This is a genomic window from Streptomyces sp. NPDC004284 (assembly GCF_042874035.1).
Classification (GTDB): domain Bacteria; phylum Actinomycetota; class Actinomycetes; order Streptomycetales; family Streptomycetaceae; genus Streptomyces.
Genome location: NZ_JBIAMJ010000017.1, coordinates 106826 through 132215, shown reverse-complemented (window position 1 = coordinate 132215; position 25390 = coordinate 106826). Strand labels below are relative to the sequence as shown.

Here is a 25390-nt window from a genome sequence, read left to right as displayed (position 1 = left end):
GCCCCCGGCCGTACGCTGACCAGCAGCGACGCGACGACGCTGGGTAACTGTACGGGTACGCCAAGAGGGCGGTACGGATGTCGGGGAACGAGGAGGAGCGGCCGGAACGGCCCTCCGAGGTGGACGGCACGGCGCACCTGTTCCGTGCGCTCGGGAAGATCATCAAGGTGCTGCGGAGGAACGCGGGCCTGAGTCAGGCGGAGCTGGCGGAGATCACGCACGTCAGCGAGGACCTGATCTCGGCGATCGAGCGGGGGGTACGGACCCCTCAGCCGGACTTCCTGTTGCGGGTGGACCCCGCCTTGAACGCCGGTGGAGTGCTCGCGGTAGCCGTGGAGGACGTACGGGAGGCCTTGGCGAAGGTTCGGGTACGGCATCCGGACTGGTTCCGGAGCTATGCGAAGGAGGAAGCGGAGGCGGTCGCGCTGCACTACTACGCGGTGCAGGCGGTACCGGGCATTCTGCAGACTCCCGCCTACTCGCGCTCGCTCTTCGAACACCGCCGCCCCATGCTGGACGAGGCGACCATCGAGAAGCGGGTGGCCGACCGGATCTCCCGGCAGGCGCTGTTCGACAGGTGGCCCGTCCCGACGATCAGCTTCGTCCTGGAAGCGGCCGTCCTGCTCCGCCCGTTCGGCGGACCGGAAGTCCACCGTGAGCAGTTGCTGCGCATCCTCGACGTGGCCCGGAGGCGGACGGTCGACCTCCAGATCATGCCTCAGGACCGGTACGAACACCCCTACTTGGGCGGTGCTTTCACCCTGCTCACCCCCAAGGGGCGACGGGAGGCGGCGTACACCGAGATCTACGGACACGCCCGACTGATCACCGACCCGGAGGAGGTGCGTCTGTACACCGAGCGCTATGGGATCCTGCGGTCGCAGGCACTCACGAGACGCGAGTCCCTGACGTGGATCGAAAAACTGCTGGGAGAACGATGAACACCGCGGATCTGTCCTGGTTCAAGAGCAGCTACAGCGACTCCGAAGGCGGCGAGTGCATCGAAGTCGCCTACGACTGGCGCAAGTCCAGCTACAGCAGCTCCGAGGGCGGCGAGTGCGTCGAAGTCGCCGCCCACCCCACCCTCATCCACATCCGCGACTCCAAGAACCCCCACGGCCCCCAGCTCGCCGTCTCCCCCACCTCCTGGACCACGTTCCTGGACGTAGCATCCCGGGCGTGACCTCCCTCAAGTTCGTTCTCTTCGACGTCGACGGCACCCTCATGGACGCCGTCGAGAACCAGCGCCGCGTCTGGCACGAGTGGGCCGCGCGGTACGGGCTCGACGGCGCCGAGGTGTACGCCACGGCGTTGCGGACTCGCCCGGTGGAGACCTTCGGGGAGGTCGTACCGGCCGAGGATCCGGACGAGTGCCTCGCCCTCCTGCACGCGCTGGAGGACGAGGACGTCCGGACGGGGTCGTACGCGGCCTTCGAGGGGGCGGCGGAGTTGCTCGCCGGCCTCCCGGGGGACCGGTGGGCGCTGGTCACGTCGAACTACGAGCACCGGGTGCGGGGGCGGTTCGAGCGGACCGGGCTGCCGTTCCCGGGGCTGATCGTCGACGCGGGCTCGGTCGCCGAGGGGAAGCCGTCCCCCGTCCCGTACCTGACCGCCGCAGAGAAGCTGGGCGCGGACCCGGCCGAGTGCCTCGTGATCGAGGACGCGCCGTCCGGGGTGCGCTCCGGGCTGGACGCCGGAATGACGGTCTGGACCGTCAACACGCCCGCCCCGCACCCGGAGGCCCACCGCCACTTCCCCACCCTCGCGGAGGCGGCGCCGTACGTCCTGGGCGCGCTCACCGCGTAAGGGCTGTTTGCGCTAAGAAAAATCGTTTCTGTGGTGAAGGCGCAGGTCAGGAGGGCGTGGGGGACGGGCTGGGTGTTCGAACGCCGGTAGATCTGAGGTGTCCGCAGCGAACTGCGGGCACTCCTTTCCCCCATCGAGTGGAAGCAGATCTCTGTGCTGAAGAAGTCTCTGGTCGCCGCGGCGGCCGTGGCGATGACGTTCGGGACGGCCGGCCTCGCGGTCGCCGACGACGTGGTGCGTGTGGTGGAGAGCTCGGAGGTGACGATCCCGGTCGCCGCCAACGGGTACCCGGGCCGTGCGGTGGCGCAGGCGCAGTGCCCGGCCGGAGAGACGCGGACCGGTGGCGGCGCCATGGTGGTCGCCGGAAACTCGTACGCCGACCGCTACGCCGTCGGCGCGAGCATCCCCATCGCCGGCGAGGGCTGGTGGGCGTTCGCCACGAACACCGACCCCAACAACCCGGGGAAGCTGAAGGCGTACGCGATCTGCGCGAAGGTCGTCAAGAACCCGACGCTGACCACCCCGTGATCAATGCCGTGGTCCTCGGCCGGGCCCTCTGGTCCGGCCGGGGAGCGCGGTGAGGTGGAGTGCGGCCCGGCCCGGTGGGCGATCGCGAGTTTGTCGCGTCGTGCCGCCGGGCCGGGCCGTCGTTCGGGCGCCCTCAGGCGATCTGCCAGGGGCGGAGCTTCTCCGGGTTCCTCACGGCCCAGATGCGGCGGATGCGGTCGCCCGCGATCTCGAAGGCGAAGACGGTCGCGAGGGCGCCGTCCTGCCAGGCCACCAGGCCGGGCACGCCGTTGACCGTCCGCTCCTGGAAGGTCGTGCGGCCGTCCCACAGGCGGGCGATCTCGGCGTAGCCCCGTGCGATGCGTTCGGCGCCCACGAGCGGGCGGAGATGGGTGACGGCGAGGCCTCCGCCGTCGGCGGTGGCGACGGCGGCGGGGTCGAGGAGGCCGATGAGGGCCTCGATGTCCTGGGTCTCCCAGGCCGTCCTGAACCGCCTCACGACGCCCGCCTGCCCGGCGCTCGGGGCCGCGGGGCTCTGCGCCGTACGGATGCGGCGGCGGGCGGAGGAGGCCAGTTGGCGGCAGGCCGCGGGGGTGCGGCCGACGATCTCGGCGACTTCGCCGAAGGGGTAACGGAAGACGTCGTGGAGGACGAACGCGACGCGTTCGGCGGGGGTCATGGCGTCGAGGACGACGAGGAAGGCCATGGTGACGGACTCGTCGAGGGTGATCCGGTCGGCGGGGTCGGCGCTCTCCGTGGGTTCGGGCAAGGGCTCCGGGATCCAGTCGCCGACGTAGGTCTCGCGCCGGGCGCGCGCCGAGCCGAGGAGGTTCAGGCAGATGCGGCCGGCGACGGTGGTCAGCCAGGCGCCGGGGGACTCGATGGCCTGCTGTTCGCGGGCGGAGAGGGCGTACCAGCGGGCGTACGTCTCCTGGACGACGTCCTCGGCGTCGGCGAGGGAGCCGAGGAGCCGGTAGCCGAGGTTGATCAGCCGGCGGCGTTCGCTCATGATCTCGGCTCCTGTAGTCATGGTCCGGCCGTCTCCCTCGCTCGCGTTCGTGGCTCCACCGTGTACGACCGGACAGCCCTGCGGAATGTGAGGTCGGGGCGTCGCCTCACACTCCACGGGGCTGCGTTGTCGTACGGGTGAGGACGAGACGACGACCAGCCCGAGAGGGGAATCCGATGAACGACTTCCAGGCCATCGCGGACCGCGTCGAGATCGAGGCGCTGCGCGGCGAGTTCACCGACGCGGCGATGATGCGCGACCGGCCGCGCCTGGCGGCGCTCTTCACACCGGACGGTGTGCTGCGCATGCCGAACATCCCGGTGGAGCAGGTCGGCCAGGAGGAGATCCTCGCCGGGGGCGAGCGGCTGCAGAGCCAGTGGGACTTCTTCGTGCAGACCACGCACCCCGGCACGATCCAGGTGGACGGCGACACGGCGACCGGCCGTGCGTACATCCAGGAGCTCGCGCGGGCGCTCGACGGGCGGCAGGGGCTGAACTTCGCGGTCTACCACGACCGTTACGAGCGGACCGAGGAAGGCTGGCGGTTCGCCGAGCGGGAGTACGAGGTCAGGTATCTCGACACCTCCCCGCTGGCGGGTTCGGCGCCCGGCGCAACGCACGCTCCGGCCGCCTCCTTCGCCGACCCGGCGACGGGCGAGCGGCTGGAGCGGGTGGCCGCCGCGCTGCGGGCGAACGGTTTCGCCGTCGAGGTCGTCGACGACGCGGCCGGGGCACGCGCGCGCGTGAAGGAGCTGGTTCCCGAGGGGGCCGCCGTGTTCACCGGGGTCAGCGAGACCCTCCGGCTGTCCGGCATCGAAGAGGACCTCAACGCCTCCGGCCGGTACGACGCGGTCAGGCCGCGCGTCCTGGCGATGGACCGGGCCACCGAGGCCGACGAGATCCGGCGGCTCGCCGCCTGCCCGGACTTCGTCGTGAACAGTGTCGCGGCGGTGACCGAGACGGGCTCGCTCGTCCTCGCCTCGGGCAGCGGCAGTCAGCTTCCCGCCAACGCGGGCGGCGCCGCGCACGCGGTCTGGGTCGTCGGCGCGCAGAAGGTGGTGCCGGACCTGGGCACGGCCCTGCGGCGCGTCGAGGAGCACGTCCTCGCGCTGGAGAACGCCCGCTGCCAGGCGGTGTACGGGACGGACAGCGCCGTCAACCGCCTGCTCGTTCTCAACGCGGAGCCGTACCCGGGGCGTGGCACCGTCCTGCTCCTCCGCGAGGCCATCGGCTACTGACCGACCTGGCCGTCCTGGCCGTCCTGGCCGTCCTGGCCGTCCTGGCCGGAATACGCCTGTCCGGGGGCCGGTTGGACCGGGACATGCGACGTGATCTGGAGCCGTCCGGCGGCATACACCCCCTGCTGGCCGGACGGTTCAGCCCCTACCGGTTCGATCCGTCGGCGGCCGTCGACGACCACACGCTGGGCCTGCTGCTCGATGCCGCCCGGTGGGCGCCGTCCGCCGGGAACTCCCAGCCGTGGGGCTTCTTCGTGAGCCGGCCGGGCGAGGCGGACCACGAGCGGGTGGTGCGGCACCTCGCGCCCAGCGCGGCCCGGTGGGCGACGGACGCGGGACTGCTGATCGTCACGTTGACGCGCCGCCACGTGGACGACACGGAGCTGCTCTACTCGGAGTTCTCCGACTACGACCTCGGCCAGGCCATCGCCCACATGACCGTGCAGGCGCAGGCGATGGGACTGTCCGTGCACCAGTTCCGGGCCTTCGACCTGGAAGCCCTGACGAAGGAGCTGGACCCGAACCCGGGGTGGGCGATCGTCTCCATGGCCGCGCTGGGGAGGGCGGCCGAGGAGCCACCGGAGGGCCGGGGGCGGCGCAGTGCCGCCGATCTGCTGTCGGCGCCCTGGGCGCCGTGACCCGCCCCGGCCGGCGGTGATGCCGGCCGGGGCGGTGTCTGCCGGCGGCCTTACTTCAGGTGCCGGGCGAAGAACCGGGCCCCGGGGTCGAGCTCGAACTGCGGGACGCCGGTGTGCCCGCCCATGTTGGCGTGCAGCGTCTTCTCCTCGGAGCCGAAGGCGTCGAACAGGTCCAGGGACGCCTGCCGGTCGTTCCCCTCGTCGTCCCACTGCAGCAGGACGTGCAGCGGAACGGTGACCTGGCGGGCCTCCTCGAACATGACGCGCGGCACGAAGCTCCCGGCGAACAGGCCGGCGGCCTTGATGCGCGGGTCGATCCGCGCGAGGCGGACGCCGATGGAGATGATCCCTCCCTCGTACCCGACCGGGCCGTCGATCTCGGGCCGTGCGAGGAGGTCGTCCATGACGGCCTGCCATTCCGGCACCGTCCTCTCCACCAGCGGGAGGACGAGGGCGTCGATGATCTCGTCGGTGACCGGCTCCCCGGCCTCCACCACCCGGCGCAGCTCCGCGCGGGCCTGCTCGGCGGCCTCCCAGCGGGGGCGCTCGCCGCTCCCGGGGAGCTCGATGGTGGCCGAGGCGAAGCCGTACTCCGCCGCGTAGTAGCGGGCCCGGCCCGCCAGCCGGGGGTACATCCTGCCCAGTCCGAGCGGAGGGGGGCAGATCAGGATCAGCGGCACCGGGGCGGATGCGGAGGCGGACCCGGGGGTCCACAGGATGCCGGGGATGTCGCCGAGGGTGAATTCGCGCTCAAGCACGTTGTCGTCGAGACGCTGCTCAGAGATGAAATGCATGGTCGTGCCTTTCGGGAGTGCTCAGAGACGGCGCTCCCGGACGACGACCTATCGCCCGACCATGACCTCAGAGAGGAGCACCCTTGTCGTTGATGTGTTCACGGGTACCACCTCCTGGTTCTCTTGCACGGCCACCGAAAACGTAGCAGTGCGCATCGCGGTCCGCCACGGGTTTTCGCGCGGGCTCCGTGGCCGCCGACCAGCAAGACTTGAACATGTTCAAACTCCGTGCCAGGGTACGGCGTGGGTTCCCGAGCCCATCGGTCGCGCACGCGGCCTGCGGGACCCGCTGGGGGTGGATCGTGCCGCGTTCCCGTCACACTGCGCTGATCCTGCTCGCCGCAGCCCTCGCCCTGACGGCCTGCGGCAGGCTCACCGTCATGCCGCCGCCCGAGGGCGAACCGGTCCTTCTGAAGCCCGCCGAATTCCTGACCACGTGGACCGATGCCGACGGTGGCACCCTCACGTTGAAGAAGGACGGGACGTTCGTCGCCGACAAGATCTGTGTCGGCCACCGCTGGGACCAGGGCTTGGCCTGGTCCGGGACGGGAACCTGGGAACAAGGCTCCAACAAGCGGCAGAGCTTCCTCGATGTGACCTTCGACGAACCTCAACCCGTGGGTATCGACCCCGCCGACCCCTATGAGTTCGCGCAGGAGACCGACGGCTATCTAGCCTTGAAGAACGGCAAGGTCCTGAAGCTCTGGACCGCCGTCGGCGATCCGGACAACGACTGCCCGAACTGCGTCCTGACCAGCCCGGCGAGCTGACCCGGCGGCCACGCTCCCGACGGAGTCGGGTCAGCAGGGCCGGCCGATGCCATCAACCACCGTTACACAACAAGAACTTGAGCTCCATTCAGGTTGCAAACCCGCTCGGCTACTGTGTGGCCCATGCAGGGGGAACCGGAAGACCAATCCGCTTCGGACAGTTTGAGCGGCAGTGGGGCAATGCCCCTTGAGCCGGGCGACCCCCGGCAGATCGGGGCGTTCAGGCTCCTGGGGGTGCTCGGGTCCGGCGGGATGGGCCGGGTCTACCTCGGCGCCGTGCCGGGGACGTTCGCGGCGGTGAAGCGGGTGCTTCCGGTGCTCGCCGAGGACGCCGACTTCCTGAACCACTTCGGGCACGAGCTCGACAACCTGGCCCGGCTGCCCGCCGGGGCCAACACCAAGCTGCTCGCGAGCGACCGCACGGCGAAGCCGCCGTGGTTCGCGACCGAGTTCATCCCCGGGATCACCCTCAACGAGGCCATCCGGCTCAACGGCGGCCCGCTGGCCGGCGGCGCCCTGTGGCGGCTGCTCCGGGAGGCGGCGGCCGGGCTGCGGGTGGTGCACGGCGCCGACATGGTGCACCGCGACCTCAAGCCGTCCAACGTGATGCTGACCGGCGACGGCCTCTCCCTCATCGACTTCGGCGTGGCCCGCGCCGCCGACCAGAGCCGGCTGACCAAGACCGGCATGGTCATCGGCACCCCCGCCTACATGGCGCCCGAGCAGGCCGTCGCCGACCGGCAGCTGACCGGCGCCGCCGATGTGTTCGCCCTGGGCAGTCTGCTGCTGTACGCGGCGAACGGGCGGCCTCCGTTCGGGGACGGCTCCGGGCCCGACCTGCTCTACCGGGTCGTCCACGGCGAGCCCGACTTCGGGCGGCTCACCGACGGCGACCCCGCACTGGCGGAGCTCGTACAGAAGTGTCTCGCCAAGGATCCGGCGGACCGGCCGACGGCCGAGGAACTCGTCGCGCTCACCGAGGAGCGGGCGGCGGGCGCCGTCTGGCCCGACGCCGTGGCCGAGCGGATCGCCGAGCGGGCCGCCTTCGCGGCCGGGGCGCCCACCGCCGAGCAGCTCGCGGAGCTGGAGCGGACGGACCCGGCGCGGGACGTGGCGACGGCCTCGCTGACCCCGCAGCCCCGGGTGGAGCAGCCCGCGACCGCCTCGCCCGACCCCTTGGCCGTCACCGGTCAGGCCGCCCAGGGCACGCCCCGGTGGCGGCGGAACAAGCTGGTCATGTTCGCCGTGCCCGTCGTCGTCGCGACCGGCACCACCCTGACCGTCGCCCTCGGCCCGTACGAGATCGGCCGTCTGCACGCGGGCGGGGAGGCCTCGCCGTCGGCGGTGGCCTCGCAGCCCGCCTCCGTACCGCCGTCGACGGGGACGGGGACGGGGACGCCGTCGGCCAAGCCCTCGGCCAAGCCGTCCGCGAAGCCCTCGGCGAAGCCGCCGGCCGGGTCGACGACCCCGCCCCCGGCCGCCTCCGGTGGCGGCGGCGCGGGCGGCACCGGCACCTTGTCCGGCGGGTCCGGCGACGCCGGCGGCGGGGGCGGGTCCGTGACGGGTGGCGGTTCGAGCACGACATCCGGCGGCGGGGCCACGACGTCCGGGGGTTCGAGCTCCTCCGGCGGCGGCTCGGGCTCCGGTTCCGGCTCCGGCTCCGGCTCCGGCTCCGGCTCCTCCGGCGGTGCCACGACCCGTCCGGCCCCGAAGCCGACGACGAACGCGCCCGCGCCCCCGCCGCCCACCAGCGGCTCGACGCCCTCGGGGACGTACTCCCTGAAGAACGCGTCCGACGGCACGTGCATGGGCGAGTACAACGCGGGTTACGGCGTCTTCGTCAACACCTACGACTGCGGTTCGGCGCAGGGCGGCAGGCCCGTCTGGTACGCCTGGACGTACAAGGCCGGCGCGAACGGCACCTTCCGGCTGGTCAACCGGCAGAGCGGCCACTGCCTCGACCCGAACGGGACGGTCGGCGGCACCGCGGTCGCCTGCGACGGCTCCAGCGATCAGTCGTGGCGCGTCCAGGCCACGACCTCCAACGGGCGGACGCTCATGAACGTGGGCACCGGCCAGTGCCTCATGGCCGGGCCCCCGTTCATGATGATGGCCGCCTGCGACGCGGGCGACCTGCGTCAGCTCTGGCGGAACGTCTCGGCCATCTGAGCGGCGCCGAAGACGGGGACGGTCACGTCACCTTCCGCACGGAAGGTGACGTGCAGCTCCATCCCGATCCTGAGCTCGCCCTCCGCCACCCCCACGACCTCCGTCATCATGCGCGGCCCCTCGGCGAGGTCGACGACGGCCGCGACGTACGGGACGCGCTCGCCGAAGGGCGGGAGGTCGTTCCGGTGGACGACCGACCAGGTGTAGAGGGTCGCTCGGCCGCTCGCCGGCTCCCAGCGGACGTCCTCGCTCCAGCAGTACGGGCAGAACTCGCGCGGGTAGTGGTGGGCGCGGTCACAGGCGGCGCAGTGGCGGAGGAGCAGCCGTCCGTCGGCGGCGGCGTCCCAGTAGGGGCGGGTGAAGGCGTCGATGTCGGGGAGGTTCGCCGGGGTGGCCGTCATGAGAAGAGTCCGATCGCGGAGTCGAGGGACCAGGTCTGCCAGGACATGGCGAGGAGGGCGACGAGGGAGATGAGCGCCATCATCGCGTTCTGCCCCTGCTCGGCCCAGTCGTGGATCATCAGGACGAGGTAGAGGAGGTTGAGGAGGAGGCCGCCGACGAGGGCGACGGGGGTGAGGAGGCCGGTGACCAGGCCGAGGCCGAGGGCGAGTTCGGCGTAGACGACGACGTACGCCATGAGCTTGGGGCGGGGGGCGACGACGGTGTCGAAGCCGCTCTTCACGGCCGCCCATCTGTGCTTGCCGGCGACGTCCGCGGCCCAGGCGATGCCGGTGCCACGTTCGAACCAGCCCTTCTTGTCCTTGTGGCGCCAGCTCTCCAGCCACCACAGGCCGAGGCCGATGCGGAGGACGGCGAGCCATTCGGCGCCGGTGAGCCAGACGGTCTGCATGCGGACCCTCCCGGTGAAACGGATCTGACGGTACGTCAGTTCAGCGCAGACCCGCGCCCGGCCGCAAGGGGTGGACGCGGCGCATCCGCCGCCGCGCGCCGCCGCCGCCCGCGTGACCGATTCGCAACCGAAATCCCCTCTCGACCGAGACCCACTGCGTGTACACGTCATTACGCTCAGCATTCATGGCCACCACCCCCCCTGCACCTCCCGTCCACCCCGTGTACGTCATCGGCGGCGGACCCGGCGGACTCGCCGTCGCCGCCGCCCTGCGCGCACGGGGCGTCCGGGCCGTCGTCCTGGAGAAGTCCGAGGCCGTCGGCGCCTCCTGGCGCGCGCACTACGACCGGCTGCGGCTGCACACCACCCGGCGGCTCTCCGCCCTCCCCGGGCTGAAGATGCCCCGCTCCTTCGGCCGCTGGGTCGCCCGCGCCGACGTCGTCCGCTACCTGGAGACGTACGCGGAGAAGCACGAGCTGGAGATCGTGACCGGGGTCGAGGTCCACCGGATCGAGCGGTCCGGCGCGGACTGGGTCCTGCACGCCACCGGCGGGCGCCGGCTCACCGGCCGCGCGGTGGTCGTGGCCACCGGCTACAACCACACCCCGCGCCTGCCCGAGTGGCCCGGCCTCGACGCGTACGGCGAACGGCTCGTCCACGCGCGCGCGTACCGCTCCCCCGGGCCGTACGAGGGGAAGGACGTCCTCGTCGTCGGCATCGGCAACACCGGCGCCGAGATAGCCGCCGACCTCGCCGGCGGCGGGGCGGCCCGCGTGCGGCTCGCGGTCCGCACCGTCCCGCACGTCGTCCGCCGCACGACCCTCGGCTGGCCCGCCCAGCGCTCCGGCATCCTGGTCCGGCGACTGCCGGTGGCGCTGGTCGACCTGCTGGGCGCGCTGTCCGCCCGGTTCGCCTCGCCGGACCTCACGGCGTACGGACTGCCCCGCCCCGACAAGGGCCTCGCCACCCGGCAGCGGGAAGGCGCGGTCCCGGTGCAGGACGTCGGCCTGATCGACGCCGTCCGGGCCGGGAAGGTCGAGATCGTCGCCGCCGTGGAGTCCTTCGAGGACGGCGAGGTCCTCCTCGCCGACGGCACCCGCATCACCCCGGACGCCGTGATCGCCGCCACCGGCTACCGCCGCGCCCTCGAACCGCTCCTCGGCCACCTCGACGTCCTCGACGCGCGCGGCCTGCCGGTGACGCACGGGGCCCGCAGCCCGCGCGCGACCCCCGGGCTGTACTTCACGGGGTTCACGAACCCGATCAGCGGCATGTTCCGCGAGCTGGCGATCGACGCGGAGAAGATCGCGCGCCGGATCGCGCGGGCGGACAGGCGGCCGGTCGCGCGAGGAGCCGCCTAGGGCCTGTCCGTCCCTGATCCGCCGGACAGTCCTCGGCGCCTCGCGCCGCCGCCGGGGCCCCTGTTGTCCACAGGCCGGCTGGTACCCCGTAGCCGGGCCCGCGGATGCCTGGGTACGGTGGAACGCGCGGATACGGGGAGAGGGGCCCGCGGAATGAGCTTGCAGGAAGAGATCGACACCGTGCGCGCCGGGGGCGGGCGACCCGAGCGGATGGTGGGGGAGTTCCGGAGGACCGTGCTCCTCGCTCCCGTCGAGGACGGCGGGATCATGTCCGGGAAGTGGGGCGGCGTTCGCTGGGTGTACGCGTTCACCGGCGAGGACGCCCTGGCCCGGTTCGTCGTCGCGCGGGGCGCGGACCCGGCCGCCGAACTGGAGTACGTGGCGATCCTCGGCGCGCGGCTCCTCGACGAGGTCGTCCCGTCGTTGGACGGGCCCACCGGGGTCGCGGTCGACGTCGCCGACGAGGAGCGCTCCATGCTCTTCCCGCCGGTGAGCGGAATCGTTCCCGACGCGGTCGCCGTCGACGTGCGGCCGGAGGTGGGCCATGGGCGGTGAGAACAAGGACCTCGCGATGGACGCGGGCGCCGTACGGAACATCACCGAGGGCCTGCGGGGCGCCGTGGCCGAGCTGCGCGAGGTCGGCAGCGCCGGCGGAGCCTCCATGGGGGCCGGCTTCGAGTCGCTCTCCATGACGGGCATGGAGGCCGGACATCCCGACGTGGCCGGCGTCTTCGAGGACTTCTGCGAGCGCTGGGAGTGGGGAGTGCGCGCCCTGGTGCAGGACGCCAGCACCCTGGCGGCCGGCCTCGGAATCGCGGCGGGCACCCTGTGGGAGGAGGACCAGTACCTCCAGGGCGCCTTCAAAGTGGGAGTCAACTCGCTCTACGGAAATCCGCACGCCGATGAGGACTCCATCGAGCAGAAGGACTGGAACGACATCTTCAGCGCTGACGTCTACAAACCCGACTACAGCGTCGATTCGTTTCTGCAGGCGAACCAGAACATCAGCGAGACCTGGCAGGCCACCGGCGACAACCTCAAGGACAACGGCGCGATCGGATCGCTGAACGACCTGGTGGAGCAGGCCGACGGCAACGGGGAGTAACCACACATGGGCTGGCGGGATTTCACCCCGGACTTCATCGAGGACGCGGGCGAGGATCTGGTCGAGGGCGCGGGCGACCTCGTCGAATGGGCCGGGGACAAGACGGCCGACCTCGCCGACAAGGCGGGCTGGGACAGCGGCGCCGACTGGATCCGCGACAAGAGCCGCTCGCTGGCCAACGTCATGGGCGCCGACGTCGCCGAGATGGAGCTCGACGAGACCGAGGACCCCAAGAAGATCATCTACGGCAGCGTCTCGAAGCTGCGGGCGAACGCCCAGCACCTCGGCGACCTCCGCACCAACTTCGACAAGGTCGGCAAGGGCATCAAAGGCCTGGACTCCAGCGCCATCAAGGGCCAGGCCGCCGAGGCCTTCGGCGAGTCCGTCGCACAGGAGCCGCCCAAGTGGTTCAAGGCCGCGGACGCCTTCGAGAAGGCGCAGAACGCCCTGACGCGCTTCGCCGAGACGGTGGAGTGGGCCCAGGGGCGCGCCGAGGAGGCCATCGCCGACTACAAGGCGGCGAAGAAGGCGTCCGAGGACGCCCGTACCGCCTACAACGCGAAGGTCGACGAGTACAACGCCGCCGTCAAGGCCGAGAAGGACGAACTGCCGCCCCGCCCCTCCGGCTTCACCGACCCGGGCGAGGCGGGCGTCAAGGCGGCCTACGACAAGGTCGTCGAGGCCCGTCAGCAGCGCAACGAGGCGGCCGAGCGGGCCCACGCGGCGATCACCGCGGCACGGGACGCCGCCCCGCCCAAACCCTCGTACGCGGAGCAGGTCGGCGACGGCATCCAGGGACTCCAGATCGACGCCGCCCATCTGACGGGCGGCGTGATCAAGGGAACCGCCGGCCTGGTCAACTTCGTGCGGTCGGTCAACCCCACGGACCCCTACAACCTGACGCACCCCGCCGAGTACGTCATGAGTCTCAACTCGACGGCGGCGGGCCTGGTCACCGCGGTCAACGACCCCGTGGGCACCGCCAAGAACATGGTCGACGCCTTCATGAAGGACCCGGCGGAGGGCGTGGGCAAGCTCATCCCCGAACTCGTCGGCTCCAAGGGGCTGGGAGCCCTCAAGAAGGCCGCGACCGTCGCCAAGCACGCCGACGACTTCAAGCTGCCGGGCCGCACGCACCTCGACAAGGACGGTCCCGGCGCCACTTCGCGCACCCCCAAGGACAAGGTGTGCGTGGACGACCCGGTCGACGTCGCCACCGGGCGGATGGTCCTCCCGCAGACGGACCTCGTCCTGCCGGGCGCCCTGCCGCTCGTCCTCGCCCGCACCTTCGAATCCTCCTTCCGCGCCGGACGCTGGTTCGGCCCCTCCTGGTCGAGCACCCTCGACCAGCGTCTGGAGATCGACACCGAGGGCGTCGTCCTCGTCGGCGAGGACGGCAGCCTCCTCGCCTACCCCCACCCGGCCCCCGGGCTCCCGGTCCTCCCCACGCACGGCCGCCGCTGGCCGCTGGCCCGTACGCCCGAGGACGACTACACCGTCACCGACCCCGAGTCCGGGCGCGTCTGGCACTTCACGCCCGAGGGCCTGCTCGTCCAGCTGGAAGACCGCAACGGCGCCTGGATCGCGTACGACCACGACCCCGACGGCACGCCGACCGCCGTTCGCCACAGCGGCGGATACGAGGTCCGGATCACCACCGGCGAAGGCCGCGTCACCGCGCTCTCCCTCGCCGACGGCACCCGGGTCCTCGACTACGCCTACGCCGAGGGACAGCTCACCGAGGTCGTCAACTCCTCCGGCCGGCCCCTGCGGTTCGGCTACGACGACCGGTCTCGCATCGTCTCGTGGACCGATACGAACGGCCGCCACTTCGACTACGCCTACGACGACAGGGACCGGTGCGTCGCCCAGTCCGGCACCCACGGACACGTCAACTCCCGCTTCCGCTACGAGCCCGGCACCACCACCGTGACGGGCGCCCTCGGCCACCAGCGCGTCTACCACATCGACGACCAGGCCCGGGTCGTCGCCGAGACCGACGCCGGCGGGGCGACGACCCGCTACGAGCGTGACCGCTACAACCACCTGCTCAGCCGCACCGACCCACTCGGTCGGACGACCCGCGTCACGTACGAGGAGCACGGCTGGGTCACCTCGGTGACCAGGCCCGACGGCCGCGCCACCACCATCGACTACAACGAGCTCGGCCTCCCCGTCCGGGTGACCCGGCCGGACGGCACCACCGTCCGCCAGCGGTACGACGAGCGCGGCAACCGCACCTCGGTGACGGGGCCCTCGGGCACGACCACCCGCTACACGTACGACGACCGCGGCCACCTGGCCTCGACGACCGGTCACGACGGCACCACGACCCGCGTCCGCTGCGACGCCGCCGGACGCGTCGTCGAGTCCACCGACGCCCACGGCGGCGTCACCCGGTACACCCACGACGCCTTCGGCCGCCCCGTCACGGTCACCGACCCCCTCGACCGGGTCACCCGCCTCACCTGGAGCGTGGAGGGCCGGCTGCTCCACCGGGTGGAGCCCGACGGCAGCGAGCAGTCCTGGACCTACGACGGCGAGGGCAACCTCCTCACCCACACCGACCCCGCCGGAGGCCGGTCCGCCTACGAGTACGGCGACTTCGACCGGCTCGCCGCCCGCACGGGCCCGGACGGCGCCCGCTACGAGTTCACCCACGACACGGAGCTCCGCCTCACCGGCGTCACCGACCCGAGGGGCCTGACCTGGTCCTACGCCTACGACCCGGCCGGCCGGCTGACCTCCGAGACGGACTTCGACGGTCGCACCCTCCGGTACGCCTACGACGAGGCCGGACAGCTCACGGCCCGCACCAACGCCCTCGGAGAGGTCGTCCGGTACGCGTACAACGACCTCGGTCAGATCGTCCTCAAGGACGCCGCCGGAGCCGTCACACGCTACGAATACGACTTCTTCGACGAACTGGCGCGGGCGACGGGACCCGATGCGACCCTGAGCCGGGTCAGGGACCGGGCGGGACTTCTCCGGTCCGAGACCGTCAACGGCGGCACGCTCGGCTTCGCGTATGACGAACTCGGCCGCCCGGCACGGCGGACGACGCCGACCGGGGCCGTCAGCGAATGGAGCCACGATGCCGCGGGCAACCGCACACGGCTCACCACTTCGGGCCGCACCCTCACCTTCGAGCACGATGCCACGGGCCGCGAGCTGACCCGCACGGTCGGCACGTCCGTCACCCTGTCGCACCGCTTCGACGCCCAGGGACGCCTCGCCGACCAGCACCTCATCGGCCACGACGGCCGTACCCTGCAGCGCCGCTCGTACGCCTATCGCGCGGACAGCCACCTGACCGCTGTCGACGACGCGCTGAACGGCCCACGCGCCTACACCCTCGACGCCGCCGCCCGCGTCACCGCCGTCGACGCCCGCGACTGGGCGGAGCGGTACGCCTACGACGCCGCCGGCAACCAGACCGACGCGTCCTGGACCGCCGGCCGGCCCGACCAGAAGACGGCCGCCGGCCCTCGCACGTACGACGGCAACCACCTCACGGACGCCGGCGGACTGCGCTACGAGCACGACGCGCAGGGACGCGTCGTGCTGCGGCAGAAGACCCGTCTCTCCCGCAAGCCCGACACCTGGCGCTACACCTGGGACGCCGAGGACCGCCTGGTCGGCGTGGTGACCCCCGACGGCACGCGCTGGAGCTATCTGTACGACCCGCTGGGCCGTCGCATCGCCAAGCGCCGGCACGCGCCGGACGGCGAGGTCCTGGAGGAGACCACCTTCACCTGGGAGGGCGCCACCCTCTGCGAGCAGACCACGACGTCCGCCGAGACGGCCGACCGCCTCGTCACCCTCACCTGGGACCACCAGGGCCTGCATCCCCTGGCCCAGACCGAGCGCATCCTCACCGCCTCCCACGAGGAGATCGCCGACCGGTTCTTCTCGATCGTGACGGACCTCGTGGGCGCCCCCACGGAACTCGTCACCGAACAGGGCGAGATCGCCTGGCGGGCCCGCTCGACCGTCTGGGGCACGACCTTCTGGAACCGCGACGCGAGCACCTACACCCCGCTCCGCTTCCCGGGCCAGTACTTCGACCCCGAGACCGGGCTCCACCACAACGTCTTCCGTACGTACGACCCGGAGACGGCGCGCTACCTCTCCCCCGACCCGCTGGGACTCGCGCCTGCCCCCAATCCCGCCACGTACGTCCACAACCCGCTCACCTGGTCCGACCATCTCGGCCTCGCACCCGACGAATGCACGGTCACGGTCTACCGCAAACAGACGGAACACCCGCTCAGCCAGCGCGTTCACGTCGACGAGAACGGCAACGTGACCATCAGCGGAAACAACCAGCTCTACGTGAACATGAGCGGCGACATCCGCCACACGATCGAATTCCGCGGCGACAACGGACAGATCGTCTCCTTCGAGGTCCCGAAGAGTTTCGTCGACGATATCCGCCGGAACGCGGTGCCTCAGGATCAACCGGACGGCCTCGGATTCACCAAGCAGGAATGGAAACAAGTAAAGAAGTTCTATCCGGAGATTTCCGACCCGACCAGGGGCACTGACCTCTACGGACTCCCCGGAGAGGTCATCGACAAAATGCGGAAGGTCATCATTCCGGGCTCTGGTAAGATCGTCCAGGATTTCGATTGAGAGTAACGGGAAACACGGATATGCTGCACGAAATCGAAGGTGTCGAACAGGAGAGGTCCCGCGTTTCCGGGCGCCCCGAAATCGACCCCGCCGTCCCCCTGCTCGCCTGTGTCGAGCTGGAGCCCGAGACGGGCGAAGCCGACGGCCCCGGCGCATACGCGAGCAGGCTCCGCGAGGTACTCGCCGCCGTCTACGGCCTTGCGGCCGAGGAGGACTTCGACGAGGAACAGCTCCCCCTCGACGGCATCCCCGCATGGTTCATCGGCGTCTGCCGGGGCGGCGGCCCCACCGAACCCTTCGCCGCCGAGGGCCGGGAGCGGTACACCGAACGCACCGGCGGCGCCCCCTGGGAGATCCAGGACTGGCTGTCCCGCTTCGACCCCGAACTCGAGGCGCGGGGCTGGGCGTTCTGGGACCTCACCCGCGCCCCGGGGGATCAGGGCAGGCTGCGGCTCTGGCTCGACACCTGGGGCGAGCCGTTCTTCTCCTGGGAGGAACTGCGCTGGCTCGCCTACGTCTGCGGCGCGCGCACCGTCTCGGACCCGATCACACTGAAGCCCCAGGCATGGGCGGAGGAACCCTCCGCATGAGCGAGGACGGGGCCGGCGGGCGCGAGGCCCGCACGCACGAAGTCCGTGCCGTCTTCACCGACGAGACCATCACGGTCTACCAGGCGTACGGGGCCGGGATCGCCGAGCCCGCCCTCGCCGCCGGCCGGTTCGTCGCCCCGTTCAAGCGCACCCGCATGACCTGGATCAAGCCCTCCTTCCTGTGGATGATGTACCGCTGCGGGTGGGCCACCAAGACCGACCAGGAACGGGTCCTCGCCATCGACATCACCCGCGAGGGCTTCGAGTGGGCCCTCGGCCACGCCTGCCTCAGCCACTTCGACCGCGACCGGTTCACCACCGAGACCGAGTGGCGCGACACCCTCCGCTCCTCCCCGGTCCGAGTCCAGTGGGACCCGGACCGTGACCTCGACCTCCAGCCCCTGCCCCGCCGCGCCCTCCAGATCGGACTGTCGGGCGAGGCCGTGGACCGGTACGTGGACGACTGGATCACCGGCATCCGGGATGTGACACCGCTGGCCGGAAAGGTGCGCGAGGCCACCCTCACCGGCGACCCCGCCACCGCTCACGAACTGCTCCCGCCCGAGCGTCCGTACCCCCTCCCCGCCGACCTCGCCGCCCGCATCGGCTGAGGGGGCCGCCCGAGTCCGTCCGCGCACACCCATTCCTGACTGAGCGTCAGTTCTGTAATCTGACTGAGCGTCAGGTGTATACGGATGGGTGAAGGGCGGGCGACACACATGCTTGGATCGACTCACGGCACCTTCACCACCGATCTCCGCGCCCGCGTGGTCGCCTGCGGAGAGGCGCCCAGGGACGCCGTGCACGGCGTCACCGCCGTCGCCGGGGACCTGGACGTCAGCGGGAGGCCGCTGCACCTGCCCGTGCCCGACCTGGACCGGTTCTTCCGGCCCGGGTCCGTCGCGGTCATCGGGGCCTCGGACGCCGAGGGCCGGCCCAACACCGGCATCACGCGGCAGCTGATCGCCTGGGCGGAGCGGGTCGGCGCCCGGCTCGTGCCCGTGCATCCGACCCGTACGAGCGTCTTCGGGATCGACTGCGTGCCGTCCGTCCGGGCGCTCGCCGAACCCGTCGACCTCGCCGTCCTCCTCGTCGCCGACCCGCTGCCGGTGATCGAGGAGCTCGCCGAGACCAAGGTGAGGTTCGCCGTCGCCTTCGCCTCCGGCTTCGCCGAGACCGGGGAGAGCGGCGCCGCCGCGCAGGAACGGCTCGCCGCCGCCGTGCGCCGCTCCGGGCTCCGCCTCCTCGGCCCCAACACCAACCTCAACGCCTTCGAGCGCTTCCGCGACGACCTCGAAGGCCCCGCCATCGCCCTCATCACCCAGTCCGGCCACCAGGGGCGGCCCGTCTTCACCCTCCAGGAGCTCGGCGTCCGCCTCTCCCACTGGGCGCCCACCGGCAACGAGGCCGACCTGGAGACCGCCGACTTCCTCTCGTACTTCGCCGGGCGGCCCGAGGTCGGGGCCATCGCCTGCTACGTCGAGGGCCTCAAGGACGGCCGCTCCTTCCTCCTCGCCGCCGACCGGGCCGCCCGCCAGGGCGTCCCCGTGGTCGCCGTCAAGGTCGGCCGCACCGAGACCGGCGCCCGCACCGCCGCCTCCCACACCGGCAAGCTCACCGGCGCCGACCGGGTCGTCGACGCCGCCATGCGGCAGTACGGGGTGATCCGTGTCGACGGACTCGACCAGCTCCAGGACACCTCCGCCCTCCTCGCCCGCGCGCGCAAGCCCCTCGCCGACGGCGTCGTCGTCTACTCCATCTCCGGCGGCACGGGCGCCCACTTCGCCGACCTGGCCACGGCGGCGGGCCTCTCCCTGCCGACGCTCCCGCAGGCCAAGCAGGACGAACTCCACCAGTGGATCCCGGAGTACCTGAACGTCGCCAACCCCGTCGACAACGGCGGGCACCCGGTGGGCGACTGGCGCGGCCGGAAGATCATCGACGCGATCCTCGCCGACCCCTCCGTCGGCGTCCTCATCTGCCCCATCACCGGCCCCTTCCCGCCCATGAGCGACAAGCTGGCCCAGGACCTCGTCGACGCCGCCGAGGCCACGGACAAGCTGGTGTGCGTCGTCTGGGGCTCCCCCGTCGGCACCGAGGACGCCTACCGCACGACCCTCCTCGGCTCCTCCCGCGTCGCCACCTTCCGCACCTTCTCCAACTGCATCGGCGCCGTGAAGGCCTACCTCGACCACCACCGCTTCACCGCCTCCTACCGCTCCCCCTTCGACGAGGCCCCCCGCACCCCCTCCCCCTCCCTCCGCAAGGCCCAGGCCCTCATGCGGCCCGGCCGGCGGCTCAGCGAGCACGCCGCGAAGCAGCTGCTGCGGGCGTACGGGATACGGGTGCCGCGCGAACAGCTCGTCACCAGCGCGGCGGCCGCCGTCCGCGCCGCCGGCCTCGTCGGCTACCCCGTCGTGATGAAGGCCTCCGGCGCCCAGCTCGCCCACAAGACGGAACTGGGCCTGGTCAAGGTCGGCCTGACCTCGGCCAGTCAGGTCCGGGACGCCTACCGCGAACTCACCGACATCGCCCGCTTCGAGGAGATCGACCTCGACGGCATCCTCGTCTGCCAGATGGTCGGGCGCGGCGTCGAGATGGTCGTCGGCGTCACCCACGACGAACTCTTCGGCCCGACCGTGACGGTCGGCCTGGGCGGCGTCCTGGTGGAGGTCCTCGACGACACCGCCGTCCGCGTCCCGCCCTTCGGCGAACGCGAGGCCCGCTCCATGCTCGACGAACTCCGCGGCCGCGCCCTCCTCGACGGCGTGCGCGGCGCCCCGCCCGCCGACATCGACGCCCTCGTCGAAGTCGTCCTCCGCGTCCAGCGCATGGCCCTCGAACTCGACGGCGACCTCGCCGAACTCGACATCAACCCGCTGATGGTGCTGCCGCGCGGACAGGGCGCGGTGGCCCTGGACGCCCTCGCGGTCTGCCGATAGGAGTCCCCCCGATGGCCGACGTCCTCCACTCCGTCGAGAACGGCGTCTCGTGGATCACCCTCAACCGCCCCGAGGCCATGAACGCCGTCACCTGGGACCAGCGCGAGCAGATCATCCGCCTCCTGGAGGAAGCCTCCGCCGACCCCACCGTCCGCTGCGTCGTGGTGACGGCCACCGGCCGCGGCTTCTGCGCGGGCGCGGACCTGCGCGGCGCCCCGTCCTCCGGCGACCGGGTCGCGGGAGACGTCGCCCGCATGATCCGCCTCGGCGCACAGCGCTTCGTCTCCGCCGTACTCGACTGCGAGAAACCGGTCATCGCCGCCGTGAACGGCACGGCGGCCGGCATCGGCGCCCACCTCGCCCTCGCCTGCGACCTGGTCCTCGCGGCGGACTCGGCCCGCTTCATCGAGGTGTTCGTACGGCGGGGCCTCGTGCCCGACGGCGGCGGCGCGTACCTCCTCCCCCGGCTGATCGGCCCCCAGCGCGCCAAGGAGCTGATGTTCTTCGGCGACGCGCTTCCGGCGGCGGAGGCGCTCGGCATGGGCCTGGTGAACCGTGTCGTCCCGGCGGACGAGCTGGCGAAGACGGCCCGAGAGTGGGCCGAACGCCTGGCCCAGGGCCCGACCCGCGCCCTGACCCTCACGAAACAGCTGGTCAACGCGTCCCTGGACGTGGACCGTTCCGTCGCCTTCGCGGCGGAGGCGACGGCCCAGGAGATCAACATGACGACACGGGACGCGCAGGAGGGGGTGGCGAGCTTCGTGGAGCGGCGGGAGGCGCGGTACGAGGGGCGGTAGCGGAGGCTGTCTCCCTCTGTGCGTGCTGTGCGTACCGCGCGTGCTGTGTGCATCATGCATACGTCACTGTGCGTACCGAGTCGCGACTCCCGCCGACAGGTGCCACCCTGGAAGTGAAACCTCTTCGCCGGTCCGCGGCCGCGCCCGGCCGGGATCACTCGAAGAGCGACAGCGGACATGTCACGACGGTCCCCCCTCACAGTGCGCGCTCATCGAGACGCGCAGGGACCTGTCTCGCATTCGGCGATCAGCCGAGACATGTATCGGTCGCTTCCTGAACGTGGCATCCGGTGAGCGTGGTTCGGCGTGACGAGCATGCTCCAGGCCTCGCGGCGGGAAGCGCCCGCGCGACAACTGGAGTTCCCATGGCGCGATATGACGACCTCTATGTGATGGAGACGACGGCCGAACCACGGCCGCCCGGGCAGCAGTCGGCCACGCGACCGCCGAACGGGGAGAACCCGCCCGGACGGACGGTCCACCGGTACGGACGGCTCAACATCCTCTCCGACGTCGACCACGAATCGCCCACGACCGTACCGAAGGCGTCGGATTTCGAGGACGCCAGGAACGGCCTGAAGGACATCGAGCGTCTCGGGCTGGCGGCACTCCGCCTGCGGCAGTCGGAGGGCTTCATCGCCGCCAAGGCCGACCGGCCGAGGGCCGGCGAGCGCTGGGACATGCCCGGCTGCACCACCGTGGTCCCCACCCCCACCTCGGACACGCGTGCCGGGGCGGCGGCGTTCGCCCCGCCGACGAGCGCCTACCTCGAAGGCAGTGTCGCGGTCGGGATCATCATCGTCCAGGGCCCCACCGCCGCACTGCAGTTCACCGACGACGAGCGGACGAAGGTCGTCGCGGAGGTCCAGAACGGGCTCGGGTGGCTGGCGAGCGCCAACCCGCTCGCCGGAATCAGCTTCAGCTACGACATCCAGACCGTCAGCCTGTCGACCCAGCCCGACCCCTCGGCGACCGACCTGGAGGCCCTCTGGCGGGACCCCGCCATGGGCGCGCTCGGTTACAGCGCCGACTGGAACGGCGTCCTGTCCTACGTCGAGGCCATCCGGAGCAGGCTGGGCACCCGGTGGACGTACTGCGGCTTCTTCACCAAGTACCCCATCGGCCACTTCGCGTACGCCAGCATCGGTGGGCCGCGCGTGGTGATGGACTACAACAACGACGGATGGGGCCCCGACAACATCGACCGGGTCTTCGCGCACGAGTCCGGGCACATCTTCGGCTGCCCCGACGAGTACGCCAGCAGCGGGTGCGACTGCGGCGGACGGTGGGGCCGCTTCGGCGTCAACAACGGCAACTGCGCCAGTTGTGCCCCGTCAGGCGGGTCGGCCTGCCTGATGAAGCAGAACGACTTCAGCTTCTGCGACTACACGGCGAGCCACCTCGGCTGGTCGGTGGTGACACCGCTCTTCGCCCGCCACAGCGGCAAGGCGCTCGACGTCTCGGGCATCTCGCCGGACAACGGCGCGCAGGTCATCCAGTGGGACTACTGGGGCGGCAACAACCAGCGCTGGCGGCTGGAGGCGGTCGGCGACGGATACGTCCGGGCGGTCGCCCAGCACAGCGGGAAGGTACTGGACGTCTCAGGCATCTCTCCCGACAACGGCGCCCCCGTGATCCAGTGGGACTGGTGGGGCGGCGACAACCAGCGCTGGCGCTTCGACACGATCGCCGACGGAGTCCACGTGCTGATCGCGAAGCACAGCGGCAAGGCGCTCGACGTCGAGGGCATCTCCAAGGACAACGGTGCCCGGCTCATCCAGTGGGACTACTGGGGCGGCGACAACCAGCGCTGGCAGTTCCAGTACCAGCCGCTTCTCGCCAAGCACAGCGGCAGGGCGATGGACGTGACGGGCATCGACACGGCAAGCGGCGCGGCCGTCATCCAGTGGGACTACTGGGGCGGCGACAACCAGAACTGGCGGCTGGAACCGGTCGGTGACGGCTATGTGCGCATCATCGCGAAGCACAGCGGCAAGGTGCTCGACGTCGAGGGCGCGTCGATGGACAACGGTGCCCGGCTCATCCAGTGGGACTGGTGGGGCGGCGACAACCAGCGGTTCCGGGTGGAACCCGTCGAAGACGGCTTCTTCAAGCTGACGGCGAAGCACAGCGGCAAGGTGGTCGACGTCTCGGGCATCTCCCTGGACAACGGCGCGCAGCTCATCCAGTGGGACTGGTGGGGCGGCGACAACCAACGCTGGCGTCTCTGACCACGTCCGGTCCCGCCGCACGTGACGACCGTCCGCGGGGCCGGGCCCCGCGTCCAGCCCCGCGGACGGCCCCACCGCAACCACCCGACCCGAAGGAAGCAGGACGGTATGGACGAGAAGCGCGAAGTACTCGTGGTGGTCGAGGAAGGCGACTGGGAGACCGTGATCGTCGCGCTGCGCGCGCTCGGTCCGGTCACCCAGCTGCTGCCGCCGAGACTGGCCCTGGTCGCCCTGCCCGCGGACTCCCGCGCGGCGGCTCCCGAGCTGCCCGGCACCGCGTGGCACGACGACGACGTGCCGCCCGGGACGTACGACCGCCTCTCCGATCAGGAGCAGCTGTTCGTCAACGCCTGGAGGGCCCGCCGCACCCCGAAACAGCGCCCCGGCGACCACCTCCCCTGGGACGCCCCCGGCCACATCCCTCCCGACCGGCCGCGGTAGGTCGCCGGCCGTCTCCCCCGAAGGGTTCCTATCTGACGCACCGTCAGGTTCAATGGCGGTGTGATGGGACACGCGGGGATGGCGGCCACCGCCGTCCGACACCTGAGAGCGGCCGGTTCACCGACGGCCGTCGAACCACTGCCCCGGCCGGCGCTGCGCGCGGTCGGGGACGACGAGCGGGCCCCCGTCGACCCCGGCGAGTTCCGCCGTGTCCTCGGGCACTTCGCCAGCGGGGTCACGGTCATGACGGCCCTCGACGCGGACGGACCGACGGGCTTCGCCTGCCAGTCCTTCGCCTCCCTCTCCCTCGACCCGCCCCTGGTCGTCTTCATGGTCGCCCGGACGTCGACGACCTGGCCCCGGATCGCGGCGGCCGGGACCTTCTGCGTCAACATCCTCGGCGCCGACCAGGGCGGCCTGTGCCGGTCGTTCGCCGTGAGCGGCGCCGACAAGTTCGCGGGCGTGGAGTGGGTCCCGGCCCCGGTCACGGGCTCCCCGCGTCTGGCCGGCGCGCCCGCCTGGGTCGACTGCACGATCACCGCGGTCCACACGGGCGGCGACCATCTGATCGTGGTGGGGCGGGTGGAGTCCCTGGGCGCGGAGGACGGTGAAGGGGAGCCGCTGCTGTTCCACCGGGGGCGGTTCGGGCGGTTCAGCGGGTAGGGGCGGGGAGTCTGCGCAGGACGTAGGGGTCGTCGCCCTCGTCGCCGAGGTTCTGACCGAGCGCGAGCGCGGCGTCCGTACCGCCGACCGCCCAGGTCGACCACGGGCAGTCCGGCAGGGTGACCTCGACCTCGTCGGCCCAGCCGTCCGGGTGGCTCTTGAGCCGCCATGTGCCCTGGCCGCCGCAGTCCTTCGACGCCTCGCGGGAACCGTCCCACTCGCCGTACGTGATCCCGGCGGCCGTGGCCCTGCCGTCCGCGGCGAGGGTCAGCCGCGCGTCCCGGCCGTCGGTCCAGGTGCCGACGAGGGCCTGGGCGGTCGGACGTGGCCGCTCGTACGGCTCGATGACGCCCGTGTACAGGGCGATGCCGCCGAGGGTGCCGACGCTCAGCACGGCGAGCGTGCCCCACAGGAGCAGGGAGACGAAGAAGCCCCTCCGCGCGTGGCGGGCGAGGAGGATCGCCCCGGCCGCCGCCGCTGCTGTCACGGCCCAGCCCCGCCAGCCCCCCAAGGGGGCGGCGAGGAGCCCCACGGCGGCCGCGAGGCCCAGTTGCCACCACGCGGGCCGGCCCCCGGAGCGGCGCGCCAGGCTCTCGCCGGCGCCGATCGCGGGAAGGACGACCATCGCGGACACCGCGAGCGCGACGACCACGCCGAACACCCCGAGGATCGGCACCAGCACCACCGCGAACGGGCTCACGGTGTCCTCGGCCGGGTCCGGCGCCTCGGTCGAGTCGGCCACCAGGACCACCACCAGGGCGAGCGCCGCCTCCAGCAGCAGCGCCAGTGCCGACACCCTCAGCATCCGGGCATACGTACGCCCCACGTCAGGACCGCTCATCGC

Annotated in this window: 24 protein-coding genes; 19 read left to right on the top strand and 5 right to left on the bottom strand. The window is 71.7% G+C overall.

The window, feature by feature from the left end:
* Positions 1–77 precede the first annotated feature (77 nt).
* The 4 genes from ACFYUS_RS32170 to ACFYUS_RS32155 all read left to right on the top strand — a co-directional run bounded on the left by ACFYUS_RS32170 (position 78) and on the right by ACFYUS_RS32155 (position 2334).
* On the top strand, positions 78–941 hold the full coding sequence (locus ACFYUS_RS32170) for a helix-turn-helix domain-containing protein (RefSeq protein WP_388860104.1): 864 nt from the start codon (positions 78–80) through the stop codon (positions 939–941).
* Positions 938–1183, top strand: coding sequence for a DUF397 domain-containing protein (locus tag ACFYUS_RS32165; protein WP_388860101.1), 246 nt, complete (start codon positions 938–940; stop codon positions 1181–1183). Before ACFYUS_RS32170 ends, ACFYUS_RS32165 begins: the two co-directional genes overlap by 4 nt.
* Positions 1180–1806: an HAD family hydrolase gene (locus ACFYUS_RS32160; RefSeq protein WP_388860098.1), complete on the top strand. Its 627-nt coding sequence runs from the start codon at positions 1180–1182 to the stop codon at positions 1804–1806. Before ACFYUS_RS32165 ends, ACFYUS_RS32160 begins: the two co-directional genes overlap by 4 nt.
* A 153-nt stretch (positions 1807–1959) precedes the next feature.
* The gene (locus ACFYUS_RS32155; RefSeq protein ID WP_388860095.1) at positions 1960–2334 is read left to right on the top strand and encodes a hypothetical protein; all 375 of its coding nucleotides are present in this window, start codon (positions 1960–1962) and stop codon (positions 2332–2334) included.
* Positions 2335–2467: 133 nt separating this feature from the next.
* Here ACFYUS_RS32155 and sigJ read toward each other — a convergent pair whose 3' ends face one another.
* Entirely contained in the window at positions 2468–3343 is an 876-nt protein-coding gene (gene sigJ, locus ACFYUS_RS32150) for an RNA polymerase sigma factor SigJ (RefSeq protein ID WP_388860092.1), read from the bottom strand.
* A gap of 155 nt (positions 3344–3498) precedes the next feature.
* On the opposite strand from sigJ, the gene ACFYUS_RS32145 reads away from it, so the two are divergent.
* Entirely contained in the window at positions 3499–4560 is a 1062-nt protein-coding gene (locus tag ACFYUS_RS32145; RefSeq protein WP_388860089.1) for an LUD domain-containing protein, read from the top strand.
* Between the two features lie 83 nt (positions 4561–4643).
* Positions 4644–5198 carry a nitroreductase family protein gene (locus ACFYUS_RS32140; protein WP_388860086.1) on the top strand — a complete coding sequence of 185 codons (555 nt, stop codon included), beginning with the start codon at positions 4644–4646 and terminating at the stop codon, positions 5196–5198.
* 50 nt (positions 5199–5248) lie between these two features.
* Here the strand turns inward: ACFYUS_RS32140 and ACFYUS_RS32135 are convergent, their stop codons facing one another.
* Positions 5249–5992, bottom strand: a complete 744-nt coding sequence (locus tag ACFYUS_RS32135; RefSeq protein ID WP_388860083.1) for an alpha/beta hydrolase — start codon at positions 5990–5992, stop codon at positions 5249–5251.
* Between the two features lie 188 nt (positions 5993–6180).
* Between ACFYUS_RS32135 and ACFYUS_RS32130 the strand changes: the two genes are divergently transcribed.
* Positions 6181–6762 carry a hypothetical protein gene (locus tag ACFYUS_RS32130; RefSeq protein ID WP_388860079.1) on the top strand — a complete coding sequence of 194 codons (582 nt, stop codon included), beginning with the start codon at positions 6181–6183 and terminating at the stop codon, positions 6760–6762.
* A gap of 180 nt (positions 6763–6942) precedes the next feature.
* Positions 6943–8931: a protein kinase gene (locus ACFYUS_RS32125; RefSeq protein WP_388860076.1), complete on the top strand. Its 1989-nt coding sequence runs from the start codon at positions 6943–6945 to the stop codon at positions 8929–8931.
* Here ACFYUS_RS32125 and ACFYUS_RS32120 read toward each other — a convergent pair.
* Entirely contained in the window at positions 8901–9332 is a 432-nt protein-coding gene (locus ACFYUS_RS32120) for a Zn-ribbon domain-containing OB-fold protein (RefSeq protein WP_388860073.1), read from the bottom strand. The two genes, ACFYUS_RS32125 and ACFYUS_RS32120, sit on opposite strands and share 31 nt — an antisense overlap.
* Positions 9329–9781, bottom strand: a complete 453-nt coding sequence (locus tag ACFYUS_RS32115; protein WP_388860070.1) for a DoxX family protein — start codon at positions 9779–9781, stop codon at positions 9329–9331. Before ACFYUS_RS32115 ends, ACFYUS_RS32120 begins: the two co-directional genes overlap by 4 nt.
* Before the next feature lie 185 nt (positions 9782–9966).
* Between ACFYUS_RS32115 and ACFYUS_RS32110 the strand changes: the two genes are divergently transcribed.
* From ACFYUS_RS32110 to ACFYUS_RS32060, 11 genes are all read left to right on the top strand, one after another.
* On the top strand, positions 9967–11142 hold the full coding sequence (locus ACFYUS_RS32110) for a flavin-containing monooxygenase (RefSeq protein ID WP_388860067.1): 1176 nt from the start codon (positions 9967–9969) through the stop codon (positions 11140–11142).
* A 153-nt stretch (positions 11143–11295) separates the two neighbouring features.
* Positions 11296–11697: a hypothetical protein gene (locus ACFYUS_RS32105; protein WP_388860064.1), complete on the top strand. Its 402-nt coding sequence runs from the start codon at positions 11296–11298 to the stop codon at positions 11695–11697.
* The gene (locus ACFYUS_RS32100; protein ID WP_388860061.1) at positions 11687–12247 is read left to right on the top strand and encodes a hypothetical protein; all 561 of its coding nucleotides are present in this window, start codon (positions 11687–11689) and stop codon (positions 12245–12247) included. The genes ACFYUS_RS32105 and ACFYUS_RS32100 overlap by 11 nt, the downstream gene beginning before the upstream one ends.
* A gap of 6 nt (positions 12248–12253) precedes the next feature.
* On the top strand, positions 12254–16882 hold the full coding sequence (locus tag ACFYUS_RS32095; RefSeq protein ID WP_388860058.1) for a putative T7SS-secreted protein: 4629 nt from the start codon (positions 12254–12256) through the stop codon (positions 16880–16882).
* A gap of 20 nt (positions 16883–16902) precedes the next feature.
* Positions 16903–17472, top strand: coding sequence for a hypothetical protein (locus ACFYUS_RS32090; protein WP_388860055.1), 570 nt, complete (start codon positions 16903–16905; stop codon positions 17470–17472).
* Positions 17469–18083: a DUF4291 domain-containing protein gene (locus ACFYUS_RS32085; protein WP_388860052.1), complete on the top strand. Its 615-nt coding sequence runs from the start codon at positions 17469–17471 to the stop codon at positions 18081–18083. The genes ACFYUS_RS32090 and ACFYUS_RS32085 overlap by 4 nt, the downstream gene beginning before the upstream one ends.
* A 108-nt stretch (positions 18084–18191) precedes the next feature.
* Positions 18192–20414: an acetate--CoA ligase family protein gene (locus tag ACFYUS_RS32080; RefSeq protein WP_388860049.1), complete on the top strand. Its 2223-nt coding sequence runs from the start codon at positions 18192–18194 to the stop codon at positions 20412–20414.
* Between the two features lie 11 nt (positions 20415–20425).
* Positions 20426–21211, top strand: coding sequence for an enoyl-CoA hydratase/isomerase family protein (locus tag ACFYUS_RS32075; RefSeq protein ID WP_388860046.1), 786 nt, complete (start codon positions 20426–20428; stop codon positions 21209–21211).
* Between the two features lie 365 nt (positions 21212–21576).
* Entirely contained in the window at positions 21577–23442 is a 1866-nt protein-coding gene (locus ACFYUS_RS32070; protein ID WP_388860043.1) for an RICIN domain-containing protein, read from the top strand.
* Between the two features lie 108 nt (positions 23443–23550).
* Entirely contained in the window at positions 23551–23883 is a 333-nt protein-coding gene (locus ACFYUS_RS32065; protein ID WP_388860040.1) for a hypothetical protein, read from the top strand.
* 63 nt (positions 23884–23946) lie between these two features.
* Entirely contained in the window at positions 23947–24546 is a 600-nt protein-coding gene (locus ACFYUS_RS32060; RefSeq protein ID WP_388860272.1) for a flavin reductase family protein, read from the top strand.
* Here ACFYUS_RS32060 and ACFYUS_RS32055 read toward each other — a convergent pair.
* A complete protein-coding gene (locus ACFYUS_RS32055) occupies positions 24536–25387 on the bottom strand; it encodes a hypothetical protein (RefSeq protein WP_388860037.1) in 852 nt (283 codons plus the stop codon). The two genes, ACFYUS_RS32060 and ACFYUS_RS32055, sit on opposite strands and share 11 nt — an antisense overlap.
* Between the last annotated feature and the right edge of the window lie 3 nt (positions 25388–25390).